Below are 24,581 nucleotides of genomic sequence, written 5' to 3' on the forward strand. Positions count from 1 at the left end.
AGAATTATTGTTGCTTATATTGACATTTATTTTTATTATATTAAGTATTATGGTTATATTTTATAACAATGTTATCAAAAAGAAATTTCCCACAGATATTTATTATAAGAGAAATGGTGACAATCAACTTAATTTGCTTATTTCTACGTCTAATTGTGTAAAAGGAATAATCTCCAACTCATCAAAAAAACAGAACTTTTTCAGTAGACTATTTTGGGGACGTTATGCTTATAGCGCCCCCCTACAAGGACTTACGACTGAAATTGCTCTTTATTGCTCTCACAATGGAAATATAATCATAAAACGGAATAAGGATATTATTGTAGATGGAAATCCATGTTTATATGATACAGAAATTTCCTCTACAACTCAGGGACATTGTTTAGTCGACGTGAACTCAAAAAATACATACATTTTTATTTTTTAATTATGAAACCCAAGTTAAGACGTACAATCTACATCGGCCTCGGAGGAACCGGAGCCGATACCGTTTCCTTGGTAAAAGAGTACTTCATGAAGAATTCTTCAACGGGTTACTCTGTACCAAAGATGGTGAAATTTCTATGCATTGATACAAATGCAAATGACTTACAAAAAATTCCTTATCTTACAGAAGATGAGAAATTACTACTAACAGTAAAAACCGCTGAAGGAAAATTCCGAGATGATCCTTCATTTTATGATTGGATGCCCCGAACTAATTTATCATCCATTTCTTTAATAGGTGGAAATGGTGCCGGACAGACACGGTCAAATGGCAATTTTATTTTTTGCGCAACAAGCAGAAACACAAGCGGGAGAAATTTCAAAAGTGTATTAACTCAAATAGAAAGAGAACTTACTAACGCCTTAGTGCGTGATAATGATTATGATTTATTGGACTCTGCTGCAATAGATGTACATTTGGTGTTCTCATTGTGTGGAGGTACTGGTAGTGGTATGTTCCTTTCTGTTGCAAATGCCATAAAGGAACACTTCAATAATACAGGGTGTAATCTTGTCGGCTATGCTTTTTCCCACTCTTTTTACACAAATGTTGGAATCCATTTTAATGTTAAACCAAATTCATTTGGAGCACTTCTGGAGTTGGATTATTGTATGAGTCTAAATAGTCCATATTATACGGAAAAGTGTCCTGGTATAAATTATAGACCATTTGATGCTGTTATGTATGTAGACAACAATACATACACCAAGGATGGCGAGCCTTCATATACTTATACAAGAGAACAGGTTTTGTCAAATGTAAGTTATGCCATGGCTTTAGCTGCTGGCAGTTTGGGGGCAGAATCAAGTAGTATTGTTGACAATCTCAAAAACGCGATTAATAGTGGCGGTTATGACAAACGATGTAAAAACGGAATGAAGGTGGCTTGGATATCTTCTTTGGGTGTTTCTACAATACTTTGTAAGCCTTCTATTGATACAGATCTTTTTGAAATTAGATTGGCTAGACAAGAAATTGCAAAACTAATCGGAGACAAAAAGGATACTGGTGCCGAGACCGCAAAAGAATGGATAAAGGTCTTGAAGATTAATGAATGCGGAAAAGCTACAGAGGGTGATAATGATGAATTAATCAACGAGATGATAAATCCAGCATTGTTTAACGCTATCACAACCATCGGTATTCAAGTTAATGCTGGTGGTGTTGTAAATGATGTGGTCTTTAATAATTCTGCAAACAATACGATTGACTTTAACGAAGCAGAACAGAATAAAAAATCAGCTGTTACTAATAAAAAGCTTCAAATTACACAATTAGTAGAAAAAGCTCTTTTCCCAGAAAATGGTGGGGAAACATGTGGTATCAATTTCATTCTTTCTGTACTTTCCAATGTTTCAATGAACATAGGAGATTATTCTAAACAAATGTCCGTTGAAATAACCGACAAGAATGCAACGCTTCTTTCCAATAATACAAATCTAGAACAGACAACACAAAAATTAGTTGCCGAAGAAAATGCTATTATCACCAAACAAACTCGCATAAATGCCTATAAACAACAAATAATGAATATTGTTAGAGATAACTTTATCATTAAATGCGAGATTAAGAGAAGGGAGTTGGCTATTAGTGTATATGCAGATTTAGCAGCTTATATTTCTGAATTGATCAGTTCTCTCACTAAGTTGAATAATGTTCTTGATGACACTAATACGAGTCTCCAGAAAGAAGATTTAGAAAAGTCAAGAGAAAAAGGTATAAAGCCAGAAAGTACTTCAATTGATTTGAGCGATAAAATCTCAAGTTTTGAAGAATTGAACAACTTGAGTAAATATAAGATAGGCGATTGGAGTAAGATTCTTACAAAATGCCAATTCTCGCTGACCGACCTTCATAACAAGAAAGATTGGCATACGTTCATGAAATCTGAACTCAGTTCTCTATATCCTCTAAAGTCTCGTAGTTTGCTGATCAGTATTCTTGAGGGTATGAAAGACGAGTCTAATGAGAATAAAGAACTGTCCCAAATTGCTTCTGATGCTCTTAAACGTGCAAGACCATTAATGGCTATTACAAATTATGGGGTGGACATTGAACCATCAGAATTTATTTTTGTATCTCTGCCTGTGGAATCGACCGAAGGCGAACTTGATTATATCAAAGATGCATTCAATAAAGCATATACGGGAACGACAAGTATTCAGTTTTTATCACACAATAATCTGAATCAAATCATTATCTATCGTCAATTGGGTGTTGTTCCTCCTTTCTATTTAAAGGGCATATCTGAGGAGAAAAATGGTGTGTATTCAAGTGATTCGTGCGAGGAAGCTTATTCTAAACTAAGACCTGATTATGTACCATTCACCAATAACTTTTTTGAAGATGCAATCAAAAAAGGTCATGGTTTGGATAATGTCCCTGGCGGTTTCTCAGAAGACAATATCATTGACATTTGGGTTAATTGTTTTATTCTCGGATTTATGAAAAGAGGGGCTGATGGAAAATATAAGATCAAGCACAAGTCTGGTAAGATTGATATTAGGGAAACCACTGGCGAAAAATGGCTGGTATTAGGAAGTGATCGTATTGCTTCATATAATTATTTTAAGAATAATGGAATGGATTTTGTCAAGGGAATATCTGAAATCCAGGCTAAGATGCTAAAAGATCCTAAGATTAAAGCAGATTTCGATAAGTACTTCCTACCAGGATTTGAGAAGAATAATCTGTACCGAGTTATATCTCTATTCGATTTTGAGAATGGGGAATTAGACATCCCTGAAAACGAAGAATTATATATATTAGAAATTGATAATCTCGAACGTCGAACTAATGAATAAGTTTGTTCTTCAAATAGCATTTGAAAAATGTTATCAAGAACTTCTGCTCAAGACACAAGAGTACGTGAATAAGTTTGGGGACTACATGTCCCCAAACAATTCATGTATTCAGTCATTGTATTGTGAGTATGAAGGAGATACATTGTATGCAAAATCCCCTCAGACAAGAGGAGAGGAATTCAGAAATGATTTGTTGGTTTTTACTCTTGAATCAATTCTGCAAGTTCCATTATTTATTGACCCAAACAAAGGCAAAGCGATTGATAACACTGAGCGATTCATAAGTCAAGAGCTTTACCAAGAATATATAACGATAGAACGTGAAGTAGATCCTGAGATGCACTTTTTGTTCTATGTATCATTAACTGACGGTGAAGCAATTTCTAATATCAAGAAATTTGTCTCACAATTGCCTCATAACCTCTCATTCTTTGTTGATGTCGTTGCTTTACCTAATGAGATAAGCAAAATATATAAGCACGAAGAATTCAAAAATGAGGACATAGAACTGATGGTGCAGAATCTCCAGAAGATTATTGACTTCAAAAACGACATAAGAGAAGAGGAGGTTTCGCATCAACGTGATAGGAATGTTGCTTTTAGAAATATCTATTTCCTTCAAAACGTAGATGAAGCAGGTCATGCGAAACAGTTCGATGAAGAAAAACTTACACATGTATTTGGTAATTTAACCTTGTCTTTTATAGAAGGATATGACCACATTAGTGATAGACGTCTTTATGATGATATTACCACTTTCGCTATTGAGACTTTTGAGATAGATAAATATAAGATTATAAATAACTGGGCCTTTCATATTTTTAAGAGACTCTGTGATAAGGTCATAAAGAGAGGAGAAGACGATCAAAATATAGACAAAGACAAAGTCAATAAAATATTTAGGGAAATTCTTGAAGAAGAAAAGAAGGCTTTAGAGAAGATCAACAATTTAGCTGATAATGAAGTCCGAAATTATTTGGACAATTGGAGGGACGATCTCAAAAAGAAAATCATAGAGAAAATTGTTGACGCAGATCTTAATAATGGCGAACGTAAGCTCTTACTGTCTTATTTTCAGAATATTACTAATCGTGATCTTATAGAACTGGAAGATTTCGATATTAGTAATTTTGACTTATTTGATGATATTTATATACCCTATATTGACCAGTCTCTCGGCAAAGATAATCCATACAACAAACTTAAAGAGATAATCCTTCAAATACAGCAAATCAAAAAAAGAATTGAGGAACGTCAGAAACGCATAAAAGAAAAACGTCAGTTGATAGACAAAAACTATCGACGAGATGGTCAATGGAAAGATGGTGGTTATCAAATAGGTGATGACATCTTTAAAATTCACCATTCTGATCTGCTAGACAAAAAGGGAGAGGATCAAAGCGAGTTGTTCACACAATATGAGCCAAAGCCATCAAATACATTGCCAAAAAGTGCCGACTTAAAAAAATACTTCCCACCTATCAAAAACCAGGGAAAGCAAGGTGCTTGCTCATCATTTAGCTTGACTTCTGTTTTCGAGTATTTCTTGAACAATGAGACTCATAAGAAAGACGACATGAGTGAAGCGTATGTTTATTATAATGCTCGAGAAATTCAAGGAAATACTAACATTGATGAAGGTGCGAATTTGTATAATGTAATTCGCGGAATGGCAATTAAGGGTGTATGTTTGGAAGAATTATGTCCTTACGACTCATCTGTATTCGATAAAAGACCTTCTGATGAAGCGTACGAGGATGGCAAAGAACATACTGTTACAACTGCCAAGGATGTTCCTGTATCTGTAGAAACAGTTAAGTCTGCTGTTAACGATGGTTATCCAGTTGTTGGATGTTTTAGGGTATTTGAATCTTTGCAAGAAAACACCAGAGGCTATATTCCTATGCCGTCAGATTACGAACGTAATCATGAAGAGGAAAAATTCCATGCTATGGTGATTTGTGGTTATAACGATAAGCATGGTCACTTCATAGTTAGAAACTCCTGGGGTACTGATTTTGGTGATAATGGTTATTGCTATTTACCATATTCATATCTGCGCGATTCTGACTTGACTCGTTATGCAGTTGCAATCACAGGTATTGATGCAAATGCTTTCATTGGCCACAAACCTGACGAAGAAGATTATAATTACGATCAGAAAGACTCCAATATTCAATATGCAATCTTGTTAAATCTTCTAAAAGAAGAGGAACATAAGTTGGAAGAAGATAGAGCTCGTCTAAAGGATCTTATATCTGAACTTAAACGTGTTATTGAGGAGTTGAAAAATCGTGATGATTTAATAACTCTTCAGGACAACACTAATGACCAACTTGATAAAATTTCAAAGGACATAACCGAAATTCAAAAACAGAAAGACGAAATATCCTTAGCAAATTTTAAGTGGGTACATATTATTCATACAATTTTTCTTGGTATTTCTGGAATAACTACCGGATACGGTGTTTATCAAAACAACCAAAAGGTATGGATACCTTCGGCTATAATTGCTGCACTATCAGTTATTTCATGGATCTTCTGGTTGTGGAAATCAAAGAATAATAAAATCAAAGAGTTTGATCGTCAAATCAATGAATTGGAGGAAAAGAAAAAATCTTTGGACCAGACTATCAACGAGAAGAACAACTTAAGAGATCGAGTTATAATGATTCTTGATACTATTGGCGATATTGATAATTCTGCTCATCTGAACAGAGATTTGCTTAACGCTATTATTATTACCCTAAATGATTGCTATGATGAGATAACGAAGTATCTTGATGGTCTTCCTGATAATGAAACAGACAGTGATGGATTATTGTATAAAGAATGGTTTAAAGAGATTGAACCACATATTGACAATATTGATTTGCTCAAGAAACTTCTTATGGATAATAAGGATGGCGATTATAAGTCTGTCCTACGTGAAATCCAACAAGCTATTCTTAAGAAGCTTAACAACCTTTTCAATAAAGATATTGATAGTATTTATAACAACGAAACTTCTCCTGAATGGAATAAATTCTTGAATATCGTTCATAATAGAAAAGTCTATGCACAAATTGATAGTGTAAAATTTGAGAGTGACCCAAATAGAGCAGAGAGAAAGCAATGTGCTTATCTTTTGTCAGATTTAGAGAACAAACCAGAATTGTACGATTGCAGTAAGACCGATATTGATAGTCTTAGCAAGAATCGCTTCATCTTCTTGTATGTAAAGAAGGTAACACTTGACGAACTTGTGTTATTCAAGAATGTAAAATAAAGAATATTATAAAGAAATGGCACATACTAACAATATTTGGAATTGGTTCAAGTCCTCCAAGGACGAGACAACTGATAACAGCCACCCTCTTTCCATAGAGTTAGAGCGACAGATTGGCGAGCAGATATACAATGCCCTGCAAGGCAACATTGTAGAGGAGGTACTCCGTGAGATAAAGACTTCATCAAGTAGCGATGCCTATTGGCGAAGCAATATGGAAGGACACAGTCTGAAGGTCGAGAAGGAGCTACTCCCCGACTTCTACCAACTGTGCCATGAAGTGAAAGAGAAGTTGGGTGTAAAAGATAAAGTTGACTTTTACATCACGGGTGATTCATCAGTGAATGCGTTTTCTGTTGCTGCAGAAAGCGAAGGAGAACCACATATCGTAAACATCAACTCAGCCCTCTTCGATTTGATGACGACTGATGAACTGCGGTTTGTTGTCGGGCATGAGCTTGGACACCTTCTTAATAAAGATACAGCATTGGCGCGTCTGATTCAGTTTGTGTTTCCACCAAATGCGGAAGTGCCAGTAACCTTGCAATACAAAATAAGGTTGCATGAGCAGTTGGCAGAATTGGTGGCTGACCGCTATGGCTATATGGCAGTGGCGAACCTCGATGTGTGCGTGACCGCATTCTTCAAGATGGCTTCCGGTCTTGACTTGGTAAAGATGAATGTAAGCATTGAAGCATTGCTTGCAGACAATAACCGCAGGTTGGAGTATTTCCTGAAAGACAAAGGCATGAGTAGAGCTTCACACCCGGTCAATCCAATCCGTGTGCAAGCCCTCAACCTGTTTGCCAAGTCGAAATCGAAAGAGGATTTGGATAAGGGCATGGAAGAGCTGATAGCCATCTTACTGAAAGTGGGAGACTGTGAGCAGGACGAATATACGGCAAAGTTCATTGCTTCCGCCGGTCTTATTGTTGCGAATGCGGATGACAATATTGCGAAAGATGAGATAGACCTCATTATCTCTCAGTTGGCATCGTTGAAGATATTCCCTCGACAGTTCTTGGACGAGATAGCTAAGGGCGACGTGATGGAGACATTCAATGATGCGGTGACAAACCTGCTTCGCATCAATCCGGGAATGAGGGACGGAATGCTTCGCTATATGATAGCTATTGTCATGTCAGACAAGATTATTGCCAAAGACGAAGTAGAACTGCTATATAATTTTGGTGAGAGCATTGGGCTGAGCAAAATCGAGGTTGCCAATGCCATTGCGGAATCCATCCAGCAAAGCTATGTGCCGAGCTTGGATGCAATTTGTTGATTTGTAATGAACATAGAAATAAGGGACGCTAAGAAAGAGGACGTTGAGATAGTAGCATGGACTGTCTTGACAGCATTGGACATGGAGACGGATGAAATGAAGAAGTTCATCGACTCCTGTTCGGATGAAAGTACCATGTACTCTTGGAAAAACTCCATTGTTGCCCTTGTAGATGGTGTGGCTGTCGGAAGCCTTATAGCTTACGACGGACGGAGATACCAGCAACTGAGACATCGTACATGGGATAGTCTTTGGGACGATATGGACAAAGACTATTTGAATAAGGTGGAAGCCGAGGCACGTGATGGCGAGTTCTATCTTGACTCTATGGCCATCCGTCCAAAATATAGAGGTATGGGTATCGGCAGGATGCTGATAGAATATGCCATCGAGAAGGGCAAGAGATTAGGCTGCGCCTATTCATCGCTCTTAGTGGACAAGGATAAGCCCAAGCTGGAGGCATACTACCAAACTATGGGCTTTGAACGATTTGGTGAAATGGAATTTTTTGGTCACGATTATTATAGAATGAGATATGTTAAGTAAAATACTCTTTGACCCCTCTCTGATTATTGAGTCTATTGGTACCATTGGCTTATTATTCTTTGCCTATTTATGGATTTTCAAGCCCGTTGAAAAAGACAGATGGATGTATGGAAACAAACCATTCAAGATGGTTCTGCTCATATCTGCGTTTGTTTGCTGTTTTGCTTTGTTTTTGTGTCTGATAGGTGAATTGTTTGAGAGTGACAACATCGTTCATTGGAGTAACAAAGGTACTACCGTAGTAGAACATTGGTGGGCGGTTATCAGTCAATTTACAGACCCAGGCAATTTGCCATCTGCGTATGAAAAAGGGCGGATAATAGCCTTTATTAGTGCCGTATCAGGCATCGTATGCTTGTCAGGCCTATTGGTTTCTTCTATCGTTAATTATCTGTCTCGTCATTCCCTAAAATGGAGACAAGGCATGATAAACTACAACCGTTGTTTTAAGGATTATGTGGTTATCATCGGATGCAATGAACAGACGGCAAATATTGTCAAGCTTTCGCTTAAACGTAAAGATGTCAAATATGTATTGATACAAACAAGGCAGGATGTTGAGAAAATGCGAATGAGGCTCGACCTTGACCTTGATAAGAATGAAGAAGATAGACTTGTATTTTATTTTGCAGAGCGAACATCTCGCGAAGACATAGAGGCTCTGCATTTAGAGAAAGCAAAAGAAATATATATCTTGGGCGAAGATGTACATGCAGACAATGAAGAAGACCACGATGTATTCAATATCAGCTGTTTGGAGAATATATCCGAATACTTTAAGCATGTCATAATAAAAGACAAGAAGAAAGTTCATGTAAGCCTTGAATATCAAAGTACATTTACGGCTTTCAAGTCAACACACATATACAAAAGCTTGGACAAGAATGTCGAATTCCTCCCATTCAATATACATGCAATTTGGGCGAAGAAAATTCTTGTTGATAACTTTGCTATAGTACCTGTTGGCAAAAAAGGCGAGGTTAAGGTTCAGAATTATATACCAATCGATTCATACGATGGAATAAAAGCCGATGATGACAAAACGATTCATATTGTTATAGTAGGCATGAACCAAATGGGTACAGCCCTTGGAGTCCAAACGGCTTTGCTTGCCCATTTCCCCAATGCTCATAGAGACAAGAATCTAAGAACAACAATTACCTTCATTGACGATCAGGCAAAGAAAGAAGGTGAATACTTTAGAGGAAGATTTGCCACAATGTTTGATTTGTGTCGTTATAGAGTGGTTGAGATAGGCAAAGATGTTTGTGGCAAGAAAGAATGGTATGACCCATTGAGTCAAGATGGTGACGGCAGATATAAACATCTTGGTGAAAATGGGAACTTCATGGACATTGAGTGGGAGTTTATTCAAGGCAATGTGGCTTCTGATGAAATCAGGAAGTATTTGGTAGATGTTGCACAGGACAAAAACAAGATTACGACAGTTGCAATATGCTTCAATCACCCACAGCGTTCAATAGCTGCTGCATTATATCTGCCTGAGATGGTATATCGCAGGGCATTGCAGATATTGGTTTATCAACAGAACAGTTTTGACTTGGCCAACAAAGTGGCTGATGGAGAAAAAGTATGGAAGCGTTATGAAAAGCTTCGCCCATTCGGCATGATAGAAGGAAGCTATACAGAAGATGCATTCGATAATTCTATGGCCAAAATCCTTCACTTCCTTTATGCTAATAACAGGATTGGGATTAGGAATCATGGTGATAATCAGCAGGTAACATATCAATACCAGGAAATAGAAGATATAAGCTCATACGAAGAAATAGATTTTGATTTCGCACGAAAAATTAACAATCTGTGGAACCAGCAGGGCATTGTCGATAAACTTTCCAATATAGATATGGTGGATAGTATTCCCATGAAGTTACGTTCATTGGGAACAACTATAGATGACATTAGTGACTTTACATCCGAGTTGAAAAAAGGGAACAATCTGGAACTAATGGCAAAGGCTGAACATACCCGATGGCTAACTGAAAGAGTTACCATGAATTTTAGGCCATTGGATAATGTTGAAGCTGAATGGTTGCTATTTACGAATAAGGACTTGGATGAAAAAAAACGCAAGAAGGAAAAGAAGTTCAGAAAAGAGAAAAGCCGTGCTCATCTGGATATTTGCTCAAACACTACATTGAATGAGATAGATCCAGGTGTACACTATAATGACATTGATGTAGTTTGCTATATACCACAGCTATTGAAATACAGAGAGTGGATAAATGTTATGAGACTGGCTGATGAAAAGTCCCGCCAATCCATAGCTGGCAAGTTGCTTGGCGATTTTGTCATTTCCAAAGGTGATGGCGGCAACCATTTCGCATTCAAACTAATCGAAAACGGCGACAAGAAATTTTGGATGATGGAAACTGCTGTCTCTCAGCAACAATGGGAAAGCATCATGGGCAATAATCCTGCACAGGATAATGGAACTGACAAAGGACAGGATGACGAAAGTCTAAAAGAGAAGAAATATGTTGGTAGCAATCTACCTGTTATCAATGTTTCTAAAAATGACATTGAAGATTTCCTGAAGGTTCTCAGAAAGATGACAGGACTCCGTTTTGATTTGCCTACTAAAGAAGAATGGGAATATGTGGCGAGATGCACAGCGGAAGAAATAACTGAGAAAACACGCATTGAGGATGCTTTCCGAATAAACAAAGGGAAAGAAGGGAAAAAAGACAGAAAAGGACCATGGCTGGTTGACGACAACAAAGATTTGCAGAGAAACAGCTTGGGTGTATATAATATGATGGGTAATGTATGGGAATGGACAAAAGAGTCTCCTGAGGATAATCCCAGTTGCTATTTCTTCTGCGGTGGTAGTTGGCGTTTCCGTAAGCTACATAGCGACATAAAAGGCAACTATTGGTATTCGTTCTGGAAGCCAATTCTAAAATCTGATGATATTGGTTTCAGAATGGTATGGCGATTTGACATGCGTAATATTGAAGCTGACAAAGAGCGAGAGGTTGTAGATTTATTAGATAAGGTGGCAACCAATCCAATTGATGAACAAAAGACGATGTCTGCAAATGATATTGTTAAGCTCACGGGTATGATACCTGTGGAAACTGGTTATTTCCTTATGGGAACTGAGAACAATGATACAATTGGCAAGTACAAGAACCCGCTTTTCCCGGAAAATTGGATAGACGAGAATGCAGATGAAGAAGAAACTCCCCATCATTTCGTAAAAATCAATAAGTTCTATATCTCAGCGACACCTGTAACTCAAAAATTATGGAATGCCGTAATGGGTATTGAGGCAAAAATGAACCCAAGTGATAACTTAGGAGACAATAAGCCACAAACCAATATCAGTTGGGATATGATAAAATACCAATTCCTGCCTAAGCTGGAAGAACTGACAAAGTTGAAATTCAGGCTTCCGACAGAAGCTGAATGGGAATACGTTGCCAAAGGTGGACATAAAACTAAAATATGTAAGGAGTTATCAAAGATATTCGATAACGAAAGCATGACAGTTGATGAGAAACAATTAGCTGCATATAAATATTTAGCAGAAGAAGGTCATAAGTATTCCATGTACAGCGGTACGGATGATGCAATGGATTTAGATTTATATATTCATTCAGCTACCGCAGGAGTAAAAGACAGGATGCCTAATGAACTTGGCGTTTATGACATGTCTGGCAATATCTGGGAATGGTGTGAGGACTATTATCAGACCGATTTCTATAATGATTGCATTGAAGGTAAGGAAGATATTGCACAACAAGGCAAACAGGATGAGTATAGGACTAAAGGTTACATAACTGACCCTGTATGCAAGGATGAATCTTACGCAGCTCACACATTTAGAGGCGGTAGCTTCAGATTTGATGCCAAAAGTTGTAGAAATACGAGCGTAAATTTCTGGATTGATACAGATACAGACGATGACTTAGGTTTCCGTTTGGCATTAGACAGCAGTTATGAAAGCTCTTTGAATGGGTTAATAAAGGGGAAAGAATGAATTGGTTGATACTTATATTGGCTGCATTCTTCGAGATTGGATGGCCTGTAGGCTTCAAAATGTCGAGCCTGCATCCTGAGAAATTCGGGTTGTATATCGCTCTTGGCTCATTGAGCATGTTGTTGAGCGGCGTCCTATTTTACTTTGCACAAAAGACCATACCAATTGGTACCGCCTATATCGTATGGACAGGGCTTGGTGCCATAGGGACTTTTGTGATAGGGATATGGCTCTTCGGAGATACATTCTCCGCATTGAAGATGTTCTTTGCCCTTCTGATACTCGTTGGTATTGTTGGCATGGAGGTTTGTAGCAGATAACAGATGTTGGAAAGAGTACAAAGAATCGCCTTGGCTCGCATATTGTCAGACCTCATTGAGGCTGACTTTATCGTAGAAGAAAAAGAGATGGACTTCTTTGAGGAGATAATCTCTAAGGATGGTTTCAACATCAGTGAATCCATGCTTATAGAAGCCAAGAGGATGGATTTTGCGAAAGCCATGTCTATTCTCAAAGAACTGGATGGAGAGACAAGAAAAGAACTTGTAGAGACCTTGAAACGCCTCTCTTTGTCAGATGGAACGTGTGTGCCGTTGGAAGCAGTCTTAATATATTGCGTTATCATGGCTTTGACAGAAAATGCTAATGTCTTTTCTGTGCCGTCTGAGGGTATCAACATGGAGAACATGACCGCTGTATATGTAGAAAACACAGAAGGAACAGATATAGATGCTGCCATTCGCAACCAACTAAAACAGATTGAGGAAGAGTTTGCCAATGCAGGCTTTGACTTCATCTATATACCCAGTGTTGTGGATGATTTTAGGGCGTTGGGTAAGAAATATCTGCATAAGGTGGTGAAATACATGATACCATCTGCATCTACTCTTCGCATAGATGAGATTTGCTATAGTCTGTGCAATCTGAGTACCTCACGCTTTTGCAGAGACTTGTTATACAAGAAGATTGGTGTAAATCTTATTGATTCCAATCCCTCACTACTCATAAAAATCAACGAGTCGGACATCATTGACTCCTTTGGTGATGATGATGCGGAACGGACAAGATTCAGCAATTTCCTACAGATTGAGTTGACCGATGATGTGATAAACACCATACATCGGTTGGTGAACACCTATAGAGAAATGATCAATGCCGATATTGTGGCAAAGAGACGGTCGAGAAGCAACAAGTTTCTATATTTTGGCTTTCATCGTTCGCTCTTTGACTTGATAGCATACGGTAAAGAGAAAAAAGATTGCCGGCTTGTATTTGATTTCTCAACGCATACGGCAAAGGTATATTTTGAGTCTATGGATTGTGATGAGAGATTCATACTAAAACTCAATCCCCAAGAGGCCGCCTTATATATGATGATAGTCCGGAAATCGTTGGAAGGTAATGGACTCGACTGGCGTGAACATATTTCAAAGGCAGAAAAGAAAAAGTTGTTAGGTGAATACAATAATATTTACAGCTATATAGGAAAAGGCAATATCGTGAATGAATATAAAGACAGAACGCAAACCCATCATATCAAGACAAGAATCAAGGTGATGTCGGGATTGGCAAATGCGGAAATGTTCATTCCTGAGCACGTAAAATGTGGTTTGATGTCTTTCTATAGGATAAAAGCCCCAAAAGAGTATGTTACTTTCATTCTCCCCAAAGGGGAATCCTCGTTTCCAACGTTGTAATTTTCGTCTAAGATGACAAGAGTATTGTAATTTTGCATTCAAAGAAATAGAAAATTGAAAATAGAATGCGAAAAAGAAGATCATTTTTACATCAGTGTCTTTATGACAATTCTGAACAAGTAACTAATGGGAAAGGTAAGAATCTGATACCACCCCCAGAGAGAGAATCCTTATGGAAAGCCTATCTGGAAAAATTTAAGGACCCACTGATAATTGTATTATTGGTGGTATTCTTTTTTTCAGTGATAGTCTCCCTGTATGAAGTCTTCTATATGGGGCAAGGCAAGAACATCCTATTCGAGCCTATCGGTATATTGTCTGCCTTGCTGTTGGCTACAGGTGTAGGATTCATCTTTGAAGTAAAGGCAGAAAGGGAGTTTGAAGTTCTGAATACTGTAAAGGACAGAAGGCCTATCAAGGTGTTCCGTCGCTTTATGGAAAACGGGAAAGAGAAAATTAGGATAAGGGAAGTCAAGAAACATGATGTCTGCATAGGAGATTATGTATATTTGGAGAACGGTGACGAGATACCTGCCGACGGATATTTGGACGAGACTAATTCCTTCATCGTTGATGAGTCGAACTTCACAGGAGAACCATACGCACTAAAATCAGCCTACGAGGAGGAGTTTGAAAAAGAAACGACCTTCCCCACCAATATGGTACTTCGAGGTTCTACCGTTATTGGTGGTACCGCCATATTCCATGTGGATAAAATAGGTATGGACACTATCGAGGGAAAGGGCGTAGCCAAAACCCAAGAAGGAAGAGAAGTGGAGACACCGCTCAACCAACAGTTGGACAAACTGGGCAGCATGATGTCCAAGCTCAGTTTCATTATTGCCATCCTGATTGTCATCGGAAGAATGGTCTATTTCTTCTTCTTTGACGGAAATGCAGCAAACAACCATTCATGGTTAGAGATAGCCGAGTTTGCTCTCGGTTCAATCATGCTTGCCGTTACCTTGATTGTGGTAGCCGTTCCTGAAGGATTGCCCATGAGTGTTACTGTCAGTCTTGCCCTCAGCATGAGAAGGATGCTGAAAGAGAACAACCTTGTCAGAAAGCTCCACGCGTGTGAGACGATGGGAGCAACGACTGTTATCTGTACCGACAAGACAGGCACTTTGACCCAAAACAAGATGACGGTTGTAGATTATGATTTCTATGGAGAGGATGCTGAGAAAAGGATTCAAAGGAACATTGCCATTAACTCAACGGCAGAAATATCGCTTGATGACAATGGAAAAGAAAAGCCATTGGGCAACCCGACTGAGGGAGCGTTGTTAGCATGGCAGAAGTCAAAAGGCATAAACTATGAAGAACAGCGTCACCTCTATGAGATAGGCCATGGAGAGCCTTTCTCGACAGAGAAAAAATATATGAAGATGGAGTTTGAAGCCAAGACTGGTGTAGAACTTGCCAAAGATGAGCGTCATGTCAGATATGTGAAAGGTGCGCCAGAGATAGTTCTGGAAATGTGCGATGTGATTGCTGGTAATACAGACAAGAAACATGTCCTCGAAAAACTGTCAGAATACCAGGACAAAGCAATGCGTACATTGGCCTTTGCCTCTCAATACGAAGCAGATGGAAAATGGAGTCCATTGACATTTGACGGTATTGTAGGCATAGCCGACCCCGTGCGTGACGATGTGAAGGATGCCATAACTGACTGTACACAGAAGGCTGGAGTCAGAGTGATTATCGTGACAGGCGACACCCAAGGCACTGCCAACGAGATCGGTAGGCAGATTGGACTTTTGGATAGAAACGAGAAACAGCAAACGGTGACTGGTGATGTCTTCGAGAAGATGTCGGATGAGGAAGCTATGAAATTGATAGCCAATCCGGACTTTAAGATTATTTCCCGTGCCCGTCCTGATGACAAAGCCAGACTGGTGACTTTGCTTCAGAAACAGGGCCAAGTAGTAGCCGTCACAGGCGACGGAACAAATGATGCGCCGGCTCTCAGCAAGGCACAGGTAGGTCTCTCTATGGGCGATGGTACATCAAGAGCCAAGGAGGCAAGCGATATTACAATTTTGGACAACTCCTTCAGTAGTATCGTAAGGGCCATTATTTGGGGACGCTCTTTGTATCTGAATATACAAAGGTTCATTCTCTTCCAAATGACTATCAACATCTGTGCATGTCTTATTGTGCTGATAGGCGCATTTACAGGCCTTGACTCACCTCTGAATGTGACACAGATGCTTTGGGTGAACCTTATCATGGACACATTTGCCGCAATGGCTCTATCTTCATTGCCTGCAAACAAACGAGTGTTGAATGACAAGCCTCGTGACCCCAACAGCCATATAATAAATAAAGGTATGGGGACACAGATTGTCGGAGTCGGAATATTGTTCTTTGTAATCTTAGTCGGCATGTGGCAGTTGTTATGGCATTGTGACATACATGAGGTTTCTGAATTGTTTAAAAGCGAAAAGTTAACCCTGTTTGCCACAGGCATTTTCGACCTCAGCAAGACAAAGCAACATCTAAGTCCGTATGAGTTGAGTGTGTTCTTCACCTTCTTTGTACTCCTGCAATTCTGGAATCTGTTTAATGCGAAGTATTTCAAGACCTCTCGCAGTTTGATACAGGATATATGCGGAGTGTTCAAGAAGGACGAGGAAGTGAAGACATCTTTTAGCCCAAGTTTTATATATATTGCATTGGTGATTTTGGTGGGACAAATAATTATTGTCACTTTTGGGAGAGAAATGTTTAGTGTGTCTCCTCTTTCTTTAAGAGACTGGGGATGGCTACTGCTAATCACATCGCCTGTGCTCATCATTGCAGATATAAAACGATTTATAATAAACAGAATTAAAACATAGAAGATATGGACAGTCGCATTAAAGATTTGGGGAAAGACCAGCGAATAGCTTTGGCTCGCATAGTCTATGACCTTATTATGGCAGACAAGATTATCGACGATGAAGAAGTGGTCAAGTTTGCCAAACTGTTTGGTGAGGAGAACAACCGTATTCTCTTCCACCAGGCACAAGAACTGACGTTTGCAAAGGCAATCAAATTGTTGACGCAACCCTCGGATGACAACAACGACAATGAAGTCATCAGAAAAGTTCATGCCGACCAACGGCGAAGACAAGCAGAAAAGGCAGCAAACATTGTCAGTGAGACTGCAAGCAGTGATGGCTTCTGTGCTCCAGCGGAGGCTATCTTGCTGTTGGCAATAGACTATTTCCTCAAAAAGAACAATGCGACATACACCAAATATGATATTCAGTCATTCAAACTTACTGACATCTTCATAGGTAAACGCTTTGTGTTGTATGTTGACAACAATGCAAGCAGCAAAAGCCTTGAAGTAGAGCAAAACTATGACTTGATTGTCAATCTGCTCGCAAGCATCGGCTTCCAGTTTATCTATATCCCTAAGATTGTAGAACAATATAAGAAAAAGGGATTGGAGATGTTCAAAGCTATGTCTATGTATATCTTCCCCGATATACCAGAAGACAAGGTGGAGGATGTCTATAACAACATCATGCAGATGGACACCAAGAGTTTCGTTAAAGACTACTTGAATGAAAAGCTGGGCTTTGACATCATTTGTGCCCGTCCCTCTTTGATGGTGATGCTTGGCCGTTCGAGTGTCATTGGCAAGAATATATCTGATAAGGGTCTCGTCTATGAGACAAATGCCAACTTCTTAAAAATCAATATTGGAGAGGAAAAGGTGGTCAACGTAGTGGGAGATTTGATACATGACTTCAATAAGTTTGTAACCTTTAACTTCCACATTGATTTTAATCCTGCGAAGGATAAGTTGTTGTACCATGGCATTCATAAAGCCTTCTTTAGGATGGTGGCGTTGGCAAAAAACAATCCACAACAGTACAACATCAATATAAGTACGAATTTACATGCTGTGTTTATCAATGACTATAAATTGCCACTTGCTAAGGGCAAGACGGCCATCTATATTATGATATTGTGCAGATCCTTCTTTGGTGACAAGAAAGGGTTACCAATGAAAAAGGTCTTCAAAACACTTGAAGTAGAAGATCAGGAACGGCTTCAAACACAATATGAATGGATTTGTGCGCATTTGTCAAATAACCAAGAGGTAACACAACTTAGTCCCCTCTACCCTAATGTGGTGAATAGAATATCAGAAATACGAAATGCTATTGAGGATGTCGTTGGCAGCAGACTGATAGGAGAAATCCAAATCGGTACTGGGGATTACATCACGACCATTGTCTCGCCAGACAGGGTAACGGTCAATGGCATACCTATTAAAGAGCATCCTGATTGGGGAACTTTCATGTAAGTTCATCCAACAAACAGCCGAAATCAGGGAGTGAGTACATCAAGTTACACACTTCCTGATTTTACATTTTATAAATGTCGTGTAAGAGAATGTGCATCTATTGTCTGTGGCAGAAAAACATGTAATTTTGCAGTACAGAAAACAAAAAAAGTATAACAATTTAAAACAAAAGTATTATGAGACCTCCAAGACCCGGTAGCTTAGGCTACAACGCAATCGTAGGAACCGCAGGTGCAACTGTAGGCGCAAGTTCAGGTGCTGCTTTGTCAGCAATTGGTGCTAACTCTATTGGCAGTTCAATTTCCAATGCAAGCAATAACGCAGTCAATGCATTCACTAACTCTATCAATTCGACTGCCTCTGGTATAGGAAGTGCAGCATCCGCAATTGGCCTGGGTAGTGTTGGAGCTGCTGTAACATCAGCAGGCTCAACGGTAGCCTCTGGTATTGGAGCTGTTGCTTCTGGAGCCAGTGCCGTGGGAACAGCAGTAGGTGGATTGGTGGTTGCTGCCGCCCCCATTGTAGGTGCAATTGCTGTTGGCGGAGCTATCGGTGCAGGGATTGGTTGGTGCATAGGTAAATTACTTGATGATTAGTATTATGGGAACAGTATTGGCAATAATGGGAGGATATTATCTCCTTAGCGGGCAGGCTTTCAAAGCCGCTGGCGAAGCAGCAAAATGGATTGATGAAAAGGTGAATCAGTCCAAGGACAAGAAAAAGTAACGTTGCAATTGCAGTAGAGTTACACTTCTTTACACAATAAATTTGTGAGACAAAATGAATTGGATGTAAGGGAGTATAACTCTACTACATGCAATAAGAATTGTTACTATCTTTACATGCGAAAACAGGAATTTTTAATCAAATAGTGAAAGTTATGGGACTGATTGGATCTCTTTATCATACAGCCAAGGGCATATATGCAATGGCTAATCACGACTCAGAAAAAGCTAACGAAGAACTGGACAAAGCAGTGGACAGTCTTCATAGAACAATGATAATTTAATTCTATAGACAATGAAAACAGAAAGAGTAAATAGCCTTTTGGCTGAAATCGTAAGTAGTCAGGGATTCATTAACATTGACCAAAACGATGTTGATAGTTTCAAGGCTAATGTCGGCGATATTGACGCAGAAAAGGTTTCTGGGAAGATCGAAGAGATTGGCGTTATGCTCGATAACGCCATCTCCTCAATTATTGAGAGAAACGACAGCAAACAGGTAAAAGGATTGCTATTCGTCATTCGACTTCCACAAGATAATTGTTTCATGGAGAATATAAATGACATCCATGAGGTAATAGACAAACTGGGCGAAGAATTGGAATGCAAATGGGGAATATCTACAATGGACAATTTGCAGGATGACCAATTTGAGCTTATAGTGGTAATAGGTTTTTAATACGTAATGTTATGGGATGGTATGACCTAACTTCGAGACAACAAGAGTTGGATCGTAAAATAGAAAACAGTGGCATTAAGTTGGATTCTTCCAATAGTTGCCTAAAGAAAGTAATGCGAGCCATTGGGGCATCAAGCAGCGAAGAAGATTATGTGAAAAGCCGAATCGCTCTGCGATTGAAGACCCGAACACTTCTTGATGATACAGATGACTTCATCAACCGCACAGAAAAGATGTTGGATGACTTCAAGAAGGATGATGAGAAATGGGAACGAGAAGGTCGAAAACTCGGCTTTAAGTTTTGGGACTAAAATATATTTATTATGACACAGGAAGCGTTTAATCAGATTATAGAAGCAGCTCGTCATGGTGACGTGTTTGCCCAAGCAGCACTCGGAATCATGCTGTGTGAGGGCAAGATAGTACAACCAAACCGGGAACATGGTTTGGGTTGGCTGAAGAATGCAGCCCAATGCAACTGCCTTTGGGCAAGGGACGCTTATGCTGAATACTCTCAGCCGCAAAATCAACCATCACAGTCCTCTGCTTCCAATGGAATGACAGACAACACTGATTACGAGCAGGAGTTGAATAACCTGATTGGGCTGGAACGTGTCAAAACAGACATAGACTCTCTTCGAAACCTGCTTCGTATTCAGAAAATGAGGGAACAGAGTGGGCTACCAACCACTTCTGTGTCCTACCACTGCGTTTTCACAGGCAATCCCGGTACAGGCAAAACAACCGTAGCCAGAATAGTGGCGGGTATTTACAAAGAACTGGGTGTGCTTCAGAAAGGACATCTTGTAGAGGTTGACCGTAGTAAGTTAGTTGCAGAGTATGTGGGACAGACAGCTGTGAAAACAAACAAGGTCATTGACGATGCGCTGGATGGAGTGCTGTTCATCGACGAGGCATATACACTTGTAGGTGGAGAAAATGACTTTGGAGCAGAAGCCATTGCAACGTTGCTGAAACGTATGGAAGATGACAGAGACAGACTTGTGGTTATCCTTGCTGGATATACAGACGAGATAAAAAGATTCATCGAGTCAAATCCCGGCCTCCAATCGCGATTCAACAGATATATCCAGTTTGATGACTACTCTGTCGAGGAATTAGTGAAGATATTCAAGTTCAACCTGAGAAAGTCTCATTATAAGATTAAGCGGGATGCACTTGAAGCACTGCAAGCGAGAATCGAGCAGGCTGTGCGTCATAAGGACAAGCATTTCGGCAATGCAAGATATTGCAGGAACATCTTTGAGAAGATAATCCAGAACCAAGCCAATAGACTGGCTAAGATGGACACAATAGACAACGAGCAACTCGTGATAATAACAAAAGAAGACATTAACATATAAAGAAAGGTGATATGGACAAGATACTAAGATTATTTGGAGGAAGCGAACAATTGTGGCAGTACATACAAAAGTACGCCAAAACAGCTGGTGTGGAAGGAACACGTACCGTCTTAGAGTTGTATTACGTGTTGAAGTCACCTGACACTCCAGGATTGGACAAGACTATCATAGTGGCAGCCCTTGCCTATCAACTTCTTCCAGAAGACTTGATAAGCACAGAGAACTTCGGCATTCTTGGCTTTATTGACAATGGTGCCGCACTTGCATTGGCATATAATAGGGTGAAATCACGTGTCACCCCGCAAATCGATGCACAGGTAAATGCCATCCTCAATCAGTGGTTTGGTGGTATGCAAACGGCCATAGCAAGCGACGCACCTTCTAACAACAACTGGAATAACCCTACTTCATACAATGACGGATGGCGTGAGCAGCCTGTGCAGACTCCTCCCCAGTTCAACACTCAGGGACCAGTAAACAAACCACGCAAGCCAACCACACCAATGTGGGATGACGATGATGTGGTGATAGACTAAAATACCATTATGGCAAACATATTCGATAATCCTGCATTCCAGTTTCTTCAGAGACCTTCAATGGAAGACTTCTTGAAGCGATGCCAGCAACGTTTCAACCGATTCGGGTTGAGTGATGCTGACATCAACGATGCTATCAAGTCGGCTTGTGATTTCTTCTACATTCCGATGCCGAGGATGATACAAGACCTCACAAATGCCCAAAACGGGCAGACCATGTTCGTGAATTGGGATCGAGGTAGCTATTACGATGATGTCCTTTGCTTTAATATGCAACAGCTCATTGACATGAAAATTGACAGCAAGGATGCGTTCTCGTTAGTTATGACCCACGAGTGCGGTCACAGAGTCCTCCAGAACACACAGTTTCCAGGTGTAGCCAATGGACAATGGGAGTCTGAATTATGTCCTGACTTTTTTATGGGATGTCGTGCAGGTTTGTGGAATATGAATGCCATTGACAAGGTTGTGATGGGATTGATACTAACAGATGGAAGTCCAAGCCATCCTGAAGGTACCTTGCGAGCATTGTTTATCAGACATGGTAAATACATTGCTCCAGAAATGCATCGCAGAGGTATTCCACTGACCATACAGAACTTAATCAATGAGTTCATGTCTTTCAGACAGCAGAACCTCAATGAAATATTAAACCAACAGCACAAGTATTACAGATTTTGAATATGCCAGCATACGACCATCAGCAATGGATGAAATACATGCGTCGTCACGAAGCAAATGTATTCAATGCCATCTTTTATGACAAAGAAGAAGTCACGGAAGATGACATTCAGCGTGTCATTGCTGATGTGGCATCGTTTTTCAGCTTGCCTGTTCCTGAAATAAACGGCAAGTGCGAATCTTTTGCGGAGGTATTGCTTGGCGACAAAGCAGGGGAATGTGAGCTTTCATACAACTTGGAAATGCTGAGAAATGCGGGCATCAACAACAAAGATGCTTTCACTTTGTGTTTCGTTCATGAGATGGCTCACCAAGCCCTTCACAGGTACCAATTTATGCTTTTTTGCAGTGAACGCTGGATGCAGGAACTGGCCGCAGATCTAACAGCCGGACTATATGCAGAGCGACATCACTTGGCAACAGGAAAGTTCAAGTACGCATTATCAACACAAAAATGCAGCATTACTCACCCCGATGGAAAAATAAGAGAAAACATTGTGGAATGTGGAAGGCACTATCTTGAACAGCAAATAGTGAACGGTACAAAGATGATGAATATGGTGCTACAGATAATGCCCACCTTTGTCTTTACACATAAAAAGAAACTGAAGACAGAATGGTATCAGTTGCTTGACGAATTGGAACATTCTCCACAAGAGCCAGTACGATATAGAATTGAAGATTTGCCAGACAGTAATCTGATTAAGCAAGCTGTCTTAAAATACAAACTATCAAAAGCGCAAGAAGATGAAAATTATAGATAATGACCCTATAGACAAGCCTTGTATTGGCGAGTTGATTGAAGAACAGTGTGCAGTAGGGCAATTTGCCGACAACTGTCTTTATCTTATTGCCGATCCAGAGGCAGACATAGCCAAACGTGCAGTGGACATCATTGAGCAGTTTAAGCAGATTGCTGATTGCGATGACTACTACAACACCTATGAACTGGAGGTCGTCCAGAATGTGGAGTTAAAAAATCACCCCAAGATAAAAGAACATATCGAGCAACATGGTGACAATTTTCTCATCCAGTTGGCTTCACATGGTTTCAATGAAAAGAAGCGGTTTATCGTTGCCAAGACTGACAACGACAAGCTGTTTGAAAATATCAATCTTATGATTTATGCGGCAGAACGCATAGCAAAGTTTGATATAGCGGCATTACTCCGCTCGTTTGTAGAAGATAATACAGATGAGTTCGTTGAACTTGCGAGGAATGCCATAACAGACAAACGTTTCCAGTCCAACTATTTCGCTGCGCTATCAGCGAATACAATCCATCCGACCTTTGGAATGGCATCTTCCACCGCCAAGCTCAAAGAACAGATGGAGATTAAGGGTGTCATCACCCATAAACAACGCATGGAAATGTATGACCGGCTATTGGACAACTTGAAAAAGAGTCATAAGAAGCATGACCCAAAGATGGAAGCAGAAATAGAATTTATCATTAAGTCTATAGATCCTGCTACTCTACGAATGTTCTTCCAAAGGCAATCACCAAAATTGCAAGAGAAGATGTCCGATTTCGTCAATCCGAAACATTTGGCAGAAGTTTCGTCAATGGATTTGGAGATACGCTGGTCTGAAAAAATTGACAAAACACGAAAGACGGACGGTCATTATCGTCTCTTTCTAAGCAGAGGTGACGAGAGGTTAATGGTGCATTTCAGTCGAAGTGCAGGTTTTGTGCTTTATCTTATCTATCTTATAGACCGCAAGAAAAACGGTGACAAGGTTGATACATTGAACATTGTCCAATACAAGCAGCTCTTTGGAAAACTGTACGAGATGACTTATGGCATCAATGGAGAAACAATATTTACCGACATGGTGAAGAATTTCAATTCAGAAGGCGAATTACAACAGAAAGGCTTGTACACAGTGCTGAAAAGTATTCGTGAAGACATTGGAAATACCTGCGAAAGGATGCAGGAACCTGCAGAGCCGTTCCTTTTGCAAGATATGAAAGCCCACCTTGCAGTTCTGCCAAAACACATTATTTTGCCTGAAAAAATCATGGCACTGATTTAGTGTTAAAATGTTTAAATGCACAACTCTAACATGTTGATAATCAATGAAGATATAAGGCTCACGTTGTTCACATAGCAAAGAACAGCCAACCTGTCAAAATCCACCGAACTTTGCATCAGAAAATCCGATGTAAGGTTCGGTTTTTTGTATGTATAAA

At 39.7% G+C, this 24,581-nt stretch carries 18 protein-coding genes; all 18 read left to right on the forward strand.

All coding sequences use genetic code 11. From position 1 onward, the window contains the following. Positions 1–429 precede the first annotated feature (429 nt). The 18 genes from ST42_RS11815 to ST42_RS11895 all read left to right on the forward strand — a co-directional run bounded on the left by ST42_RS11815 (position 430) and on the right by ST42_RS11895 (position 24,424). On the forward strand, positions 430–3,291 hold the full coding sequence (locus ST42_RS11815) for a tubulin-like doman-containing protein (protein WP_044073630.1): 2,862 nt from the start codon (positions 430–432) through the stop codon (positions 3,289–3,291). After that, a complete protein-coding gene (locus tag ST42_RS11820; protein WP_044073631.1) occupies positions 3,284–6,559 on the forward strand; it encodes a C1 family peptidase in 3,276 nt (1,091 codons plus the stop codon). The genes ST42_RS11815 and ST42_RS11820 overlap by 8 nt, the downstream gene beginning before the upstream one ends. A 16-nt stretch (positions 6,560–6,575) precedes the next feature. Continuing rightward, positions 6,576–7,844, forward strand: coding sequence for a M48 family metallopeptidase (locus ST42_RS11825; protein WP_044073633.1), 1,269 nt, complete (start codon positions 6,576–6,578; stop codon positions 7,842–7,844). Positions 7,845–7,850: 6 nt separating this feature from the next. Further along, positions 7,851–8,390: a GNAT family N-acetyltransferase gene (locus ST42_RS11830; RefSeq protein ID WP_042517685.1), complete on the forward strand. Its 540-nt coding sequence runs from the start codon at positions 7,851–7,853 to the stop codon at positions 8,388–8,390. Beyond that, the gene (locus ST42_RS11835) at positions 8,380–12,396 is read left to right on the forward strand and encodes a formylglycine-generating enzyme family protein (RefSeq protein WP_042517687.1); all 4,017 of its coding nucleotides are present in this window, start codon (positions 8,380–8,382) and stop codon (positions 12,394–12,396) included. The genes ST42_RS11830 and ST42_RS11835 overlap by 11 nt, the downstream gene beginning before the upstream one ends. Then, on the forward strand, positions 12,393–12,716 hold the full coding sequence (locus ST42_RS11840; protein WP_042517689.1) for a DMT family transporter: 324 nt from the start codon (positions 12,393–12,395) through the stop codon (positions 12,714–12,716). Before ST42_RS11835 ends, ST42_RS11840 begins: the two co-directional genes overlap by 4 nt. A 3-nt stretch (positions 12,717–12,719) precedes the next feature. Continuing rightward, positions 12,720–14,093: a hypothetical protein gene (locus ST42_RS11845; RefSeq protein WP_042517691.1), complete on the forward strand. Its 1,374-nt coding sequence runs from the start codon at positions 12,720–12,722 to the stop codon at positions 14,091–14,093. 65 nt (positions 14,094–14,158) lie between these two features. Next, complete coding sequence (locus tag ST42_RS11850; protein ID WP_044073635.1) at positions 14,159–16,939, forward strand: calcium-translocating P-type ATPase, PMCA-type; 2,781 nt, start codon at positions 14,159–14,161, stop codon at positions 16,937–16,939. 5 nt (positions 16,940–16,944) lie between these two features. After that, positions 16,945–18,402, forward strand: coding sequence for a hypothetical protein (locus ST42_RS11855; RefSeq protein WP_042517695.1), 1,458 nt, complete (start codon positions 16,945–16,947; stop codon positions 18,400–18,402). A gap of 176 nt (positions 18,403–18,578) precedes the next feature. Beyond that, positions 18,579–18,998: a hypothetical protein gene (locus ST42_RS13915; protein ID WP_094399485.1), complete on the forward strand. Its 420-nt coding sequence runs from the start codon at positions 18,579–18,581 to the stop codon at positions 18,996–18,998. 4 nt (positions 18,999–19,002) lie between these two features. After that, the gene (locus ST42_RS14455; protein WP_262503200.1) at positions 19,003–19,128 is read left to right on the forward strand and encodes a hypothetical protein; all 126 of its coding nucleotides are present in this window, start codon (positions 19,003–19,005) and stop codon (positions 19,126–19,128) included. A 294-nt stretch (positions 19,129–19,422) separates the two neighbouring features. After that, a complete protein-coding gene (locus ST42_RS11865; protein WP_042517699.1) occupies positions 19,423–19,806 on the forward strand; it encodes an FtsZ/tubulin family protein in 384 nt (127 codons plus the stop codon). A gap of 11 nt (positions 19,807–19,817) precedes the next feature. Next, complete coding sequence (locus ST42_RS11870) at positions 19,818–20,117, forward strand: hypothetical protein (protein WP_044073636.1); 300 nt, start codon at positions 19,818–19,820, stop codon at positions 20,115–20,117. 12 nt (positions 20,118–20,129) lie between these two features. After that, complete coding sequence (locus tag ST42_RS11875; protein ID WP_156132455.1) at positions 20,130–21,170, forward strand: AAA family ATPase; 1,041 nt, start codon at positions 20,130–20,132, stop codon at positions 21,168–21,170. Positions 21,171–21,181: 11 nt separating this feature from the next. Next, positions 21,182–21,706 carry a YkvA family protein gene (locus ST42_RS13665; RefSeq protein WP_082027886.1) on the forward strand — a complete coding sequence of 175 codons (525 nt, stop codon included), beginning with the start codon at positions 21,182–21,184 and terminating at the stop codon, positions 21,704–21,706. Between the two features lie 9 nt (positions 21,707–21,715). Beyond that, entirely contained in the window at positions 21,716–22,387 is a 672-nt protein-coding gene (locus ST42_RS11885) for a hypothetical protein (RefSeq protein WP_042517703.1), read from the forward strand. A 2-nt stretch (positions 22,388–22,389) separates the two neighbouring features. Continuing rightward, positions 22,390–23,151 carry a hypothetical protein gene (locus tag ST42_RS11890; protein WP_042517705.1) on the forward strand — a complete coding sequence of 254 codons (762 nt, stop codon included), beginning with the start codon at positions 22,390–22,392 and terminating at the stop codon, positions 23,149–23,151. Continuing rightward, positions 23,135–24,424 (forward strand): hypothetical protein, encoded by a 1,290-nt coding sequence (locus tag ST42_RS11895; RefSeq protein WP_042517706.1) that lies wholly within the window; start codon positions 23,135–23,137, stop codon positions 24,422–24,424. Before ST42_RS11890 ends, ST42_RS11895 begins: the two co-directional genes overlap by 17 nt. The last annotated feature ends 157 nt before the right edge of the window (positions 24,425–24,581 follow it).

The organism is Prevotella pectinovora, assembly GCF_000834015.1.
Classification (GTDB): Bacteria; Bacteroidota; Bacteroidia; order Bacteroidales; family Bacteroidaceae; genus Prevotella; species Prevotella pectinovora.

Bases quoted from the DNA above. Each gene is read 5' to 3' on its own strand.
- ST42_RS11815 (WP_044073630.1), top strand. From the start codon at position 430: ATGAAACCCAAGTTAAGACGTACAATCTACATCGGCCTCGGAGGAACC.
- ST42_RS11820 (WP_044073631.1), top strand. From the start codon at position 3,284: ATGAATAAGTTTGTTCTTCAAATAGCATTTGAAAAATGTTATCAAGAA.
- ST42_RS11825 (WP_044073633.1), top strand. From the start codon at position 6,576: ATGGCACATACTAACAATATTTGGAATTGGTTCAAGTCCTCCAAGGAC.
- ST42_RS11830 (WP_042517685.1), top strand. From the start codon at position 7,851: ATGAACATAGAAATAAGGGACGCTAAGAAAGAGGACGTTGAGATAGTA.
- ST42_RS11835 (WP_042517687.1), top strand. From the start codon at position 8,380: ATGTTAAGTAAAATACTCTTTGACCCCTCTCTGATTATTGAGTCTATT.
- ST42_RS11840 (WP_042517689.1), top strand. From the start codon at position 12,393: ATGAATTGGTTGATACTTATATTGGCTGCATTCTTCGAGATTGGATGG.
- ST42_RS11845 (WP_042517691.1), top strand. From the start codon at position 12,720: ATGTTGGAAAGAGTACAAAGAATCGCCTTGGCTCGCATATTGTCAGAC.
- ST42_RS11850 (WP_044073635.1), top strand. From the start codon at position 14,159: ATGCGAAAAAGAAGATCATTTTTACATCAGTGTCTTTATGACAATTCT.
- ST42_RS11855 (WP_042517695.1), top strand. From the start codon at position 16,945: ATGGACAGTCGCATTAAAGATTTGGGGAAAGACCAGCGAATAGCTTTG.
- ST42_RS13915 (WP_094399485.1), top strand. From the start codon at position 18,579: ATGAGACCTCCAAGACCCGGTAGCTTAGGCTACAACGCAATCGTAGGA.
- ST42_RS14455 (WP_262503200.1), top strand. From the start codon at position 19,003: ATGGGAACAGTATTGGCAATAATGGGAGGATATTATCTCCTTAGCGGG.
- ST42_RS11865 (WP_042517699.1), top strand. From the start codon at position 19,423: ATGAAAACAGAAAGAGTAAATAGCCTTTTGGCTGAAATCGTAAGTAGT.
- ST42_RS11870 (WP_044073636.1), top strand. From the start codon at position 19,818: ATGGGATGGTATGACCTAACTTCGAGACAACAAGAGTTGGATCGTAAA.
- ST42_RS11875 (WP_156132455.1), top strand. From the start codon at position 20,130: ATGACACAGGAAGCGTTTAATCAGATTATAGAAGCAGCTCGTCATGGT.
- ST42_RS13665 (WP_082027886.1), top strand. From the start codon at position 21,182: ATGGACAAGATACTAAGATTATTTGGAGGAAGCGAACAATTGTGGCAG.
- ST42_RS11885 (WP_042517703.1), top strand. From the start codon at position 21,716: ATGGCAAACATATTCGATAATCCTGCATTCCAGTTTCTTCAGAGACCT.
- ST42_RS11890 (WP_042517705.1), top strand. From the start codon at position 22,390: ATGCCAGCATACGACCATCAGCAATGGATGAAATACATGCGTCGTCAC.
- ST42_RS11895 (WP_042517706.1), top strand. From the start codon at position 23,135: ATGAAAATTATAGATAATGACCCTATAGACAAGCCTTGTATTGGCGAG.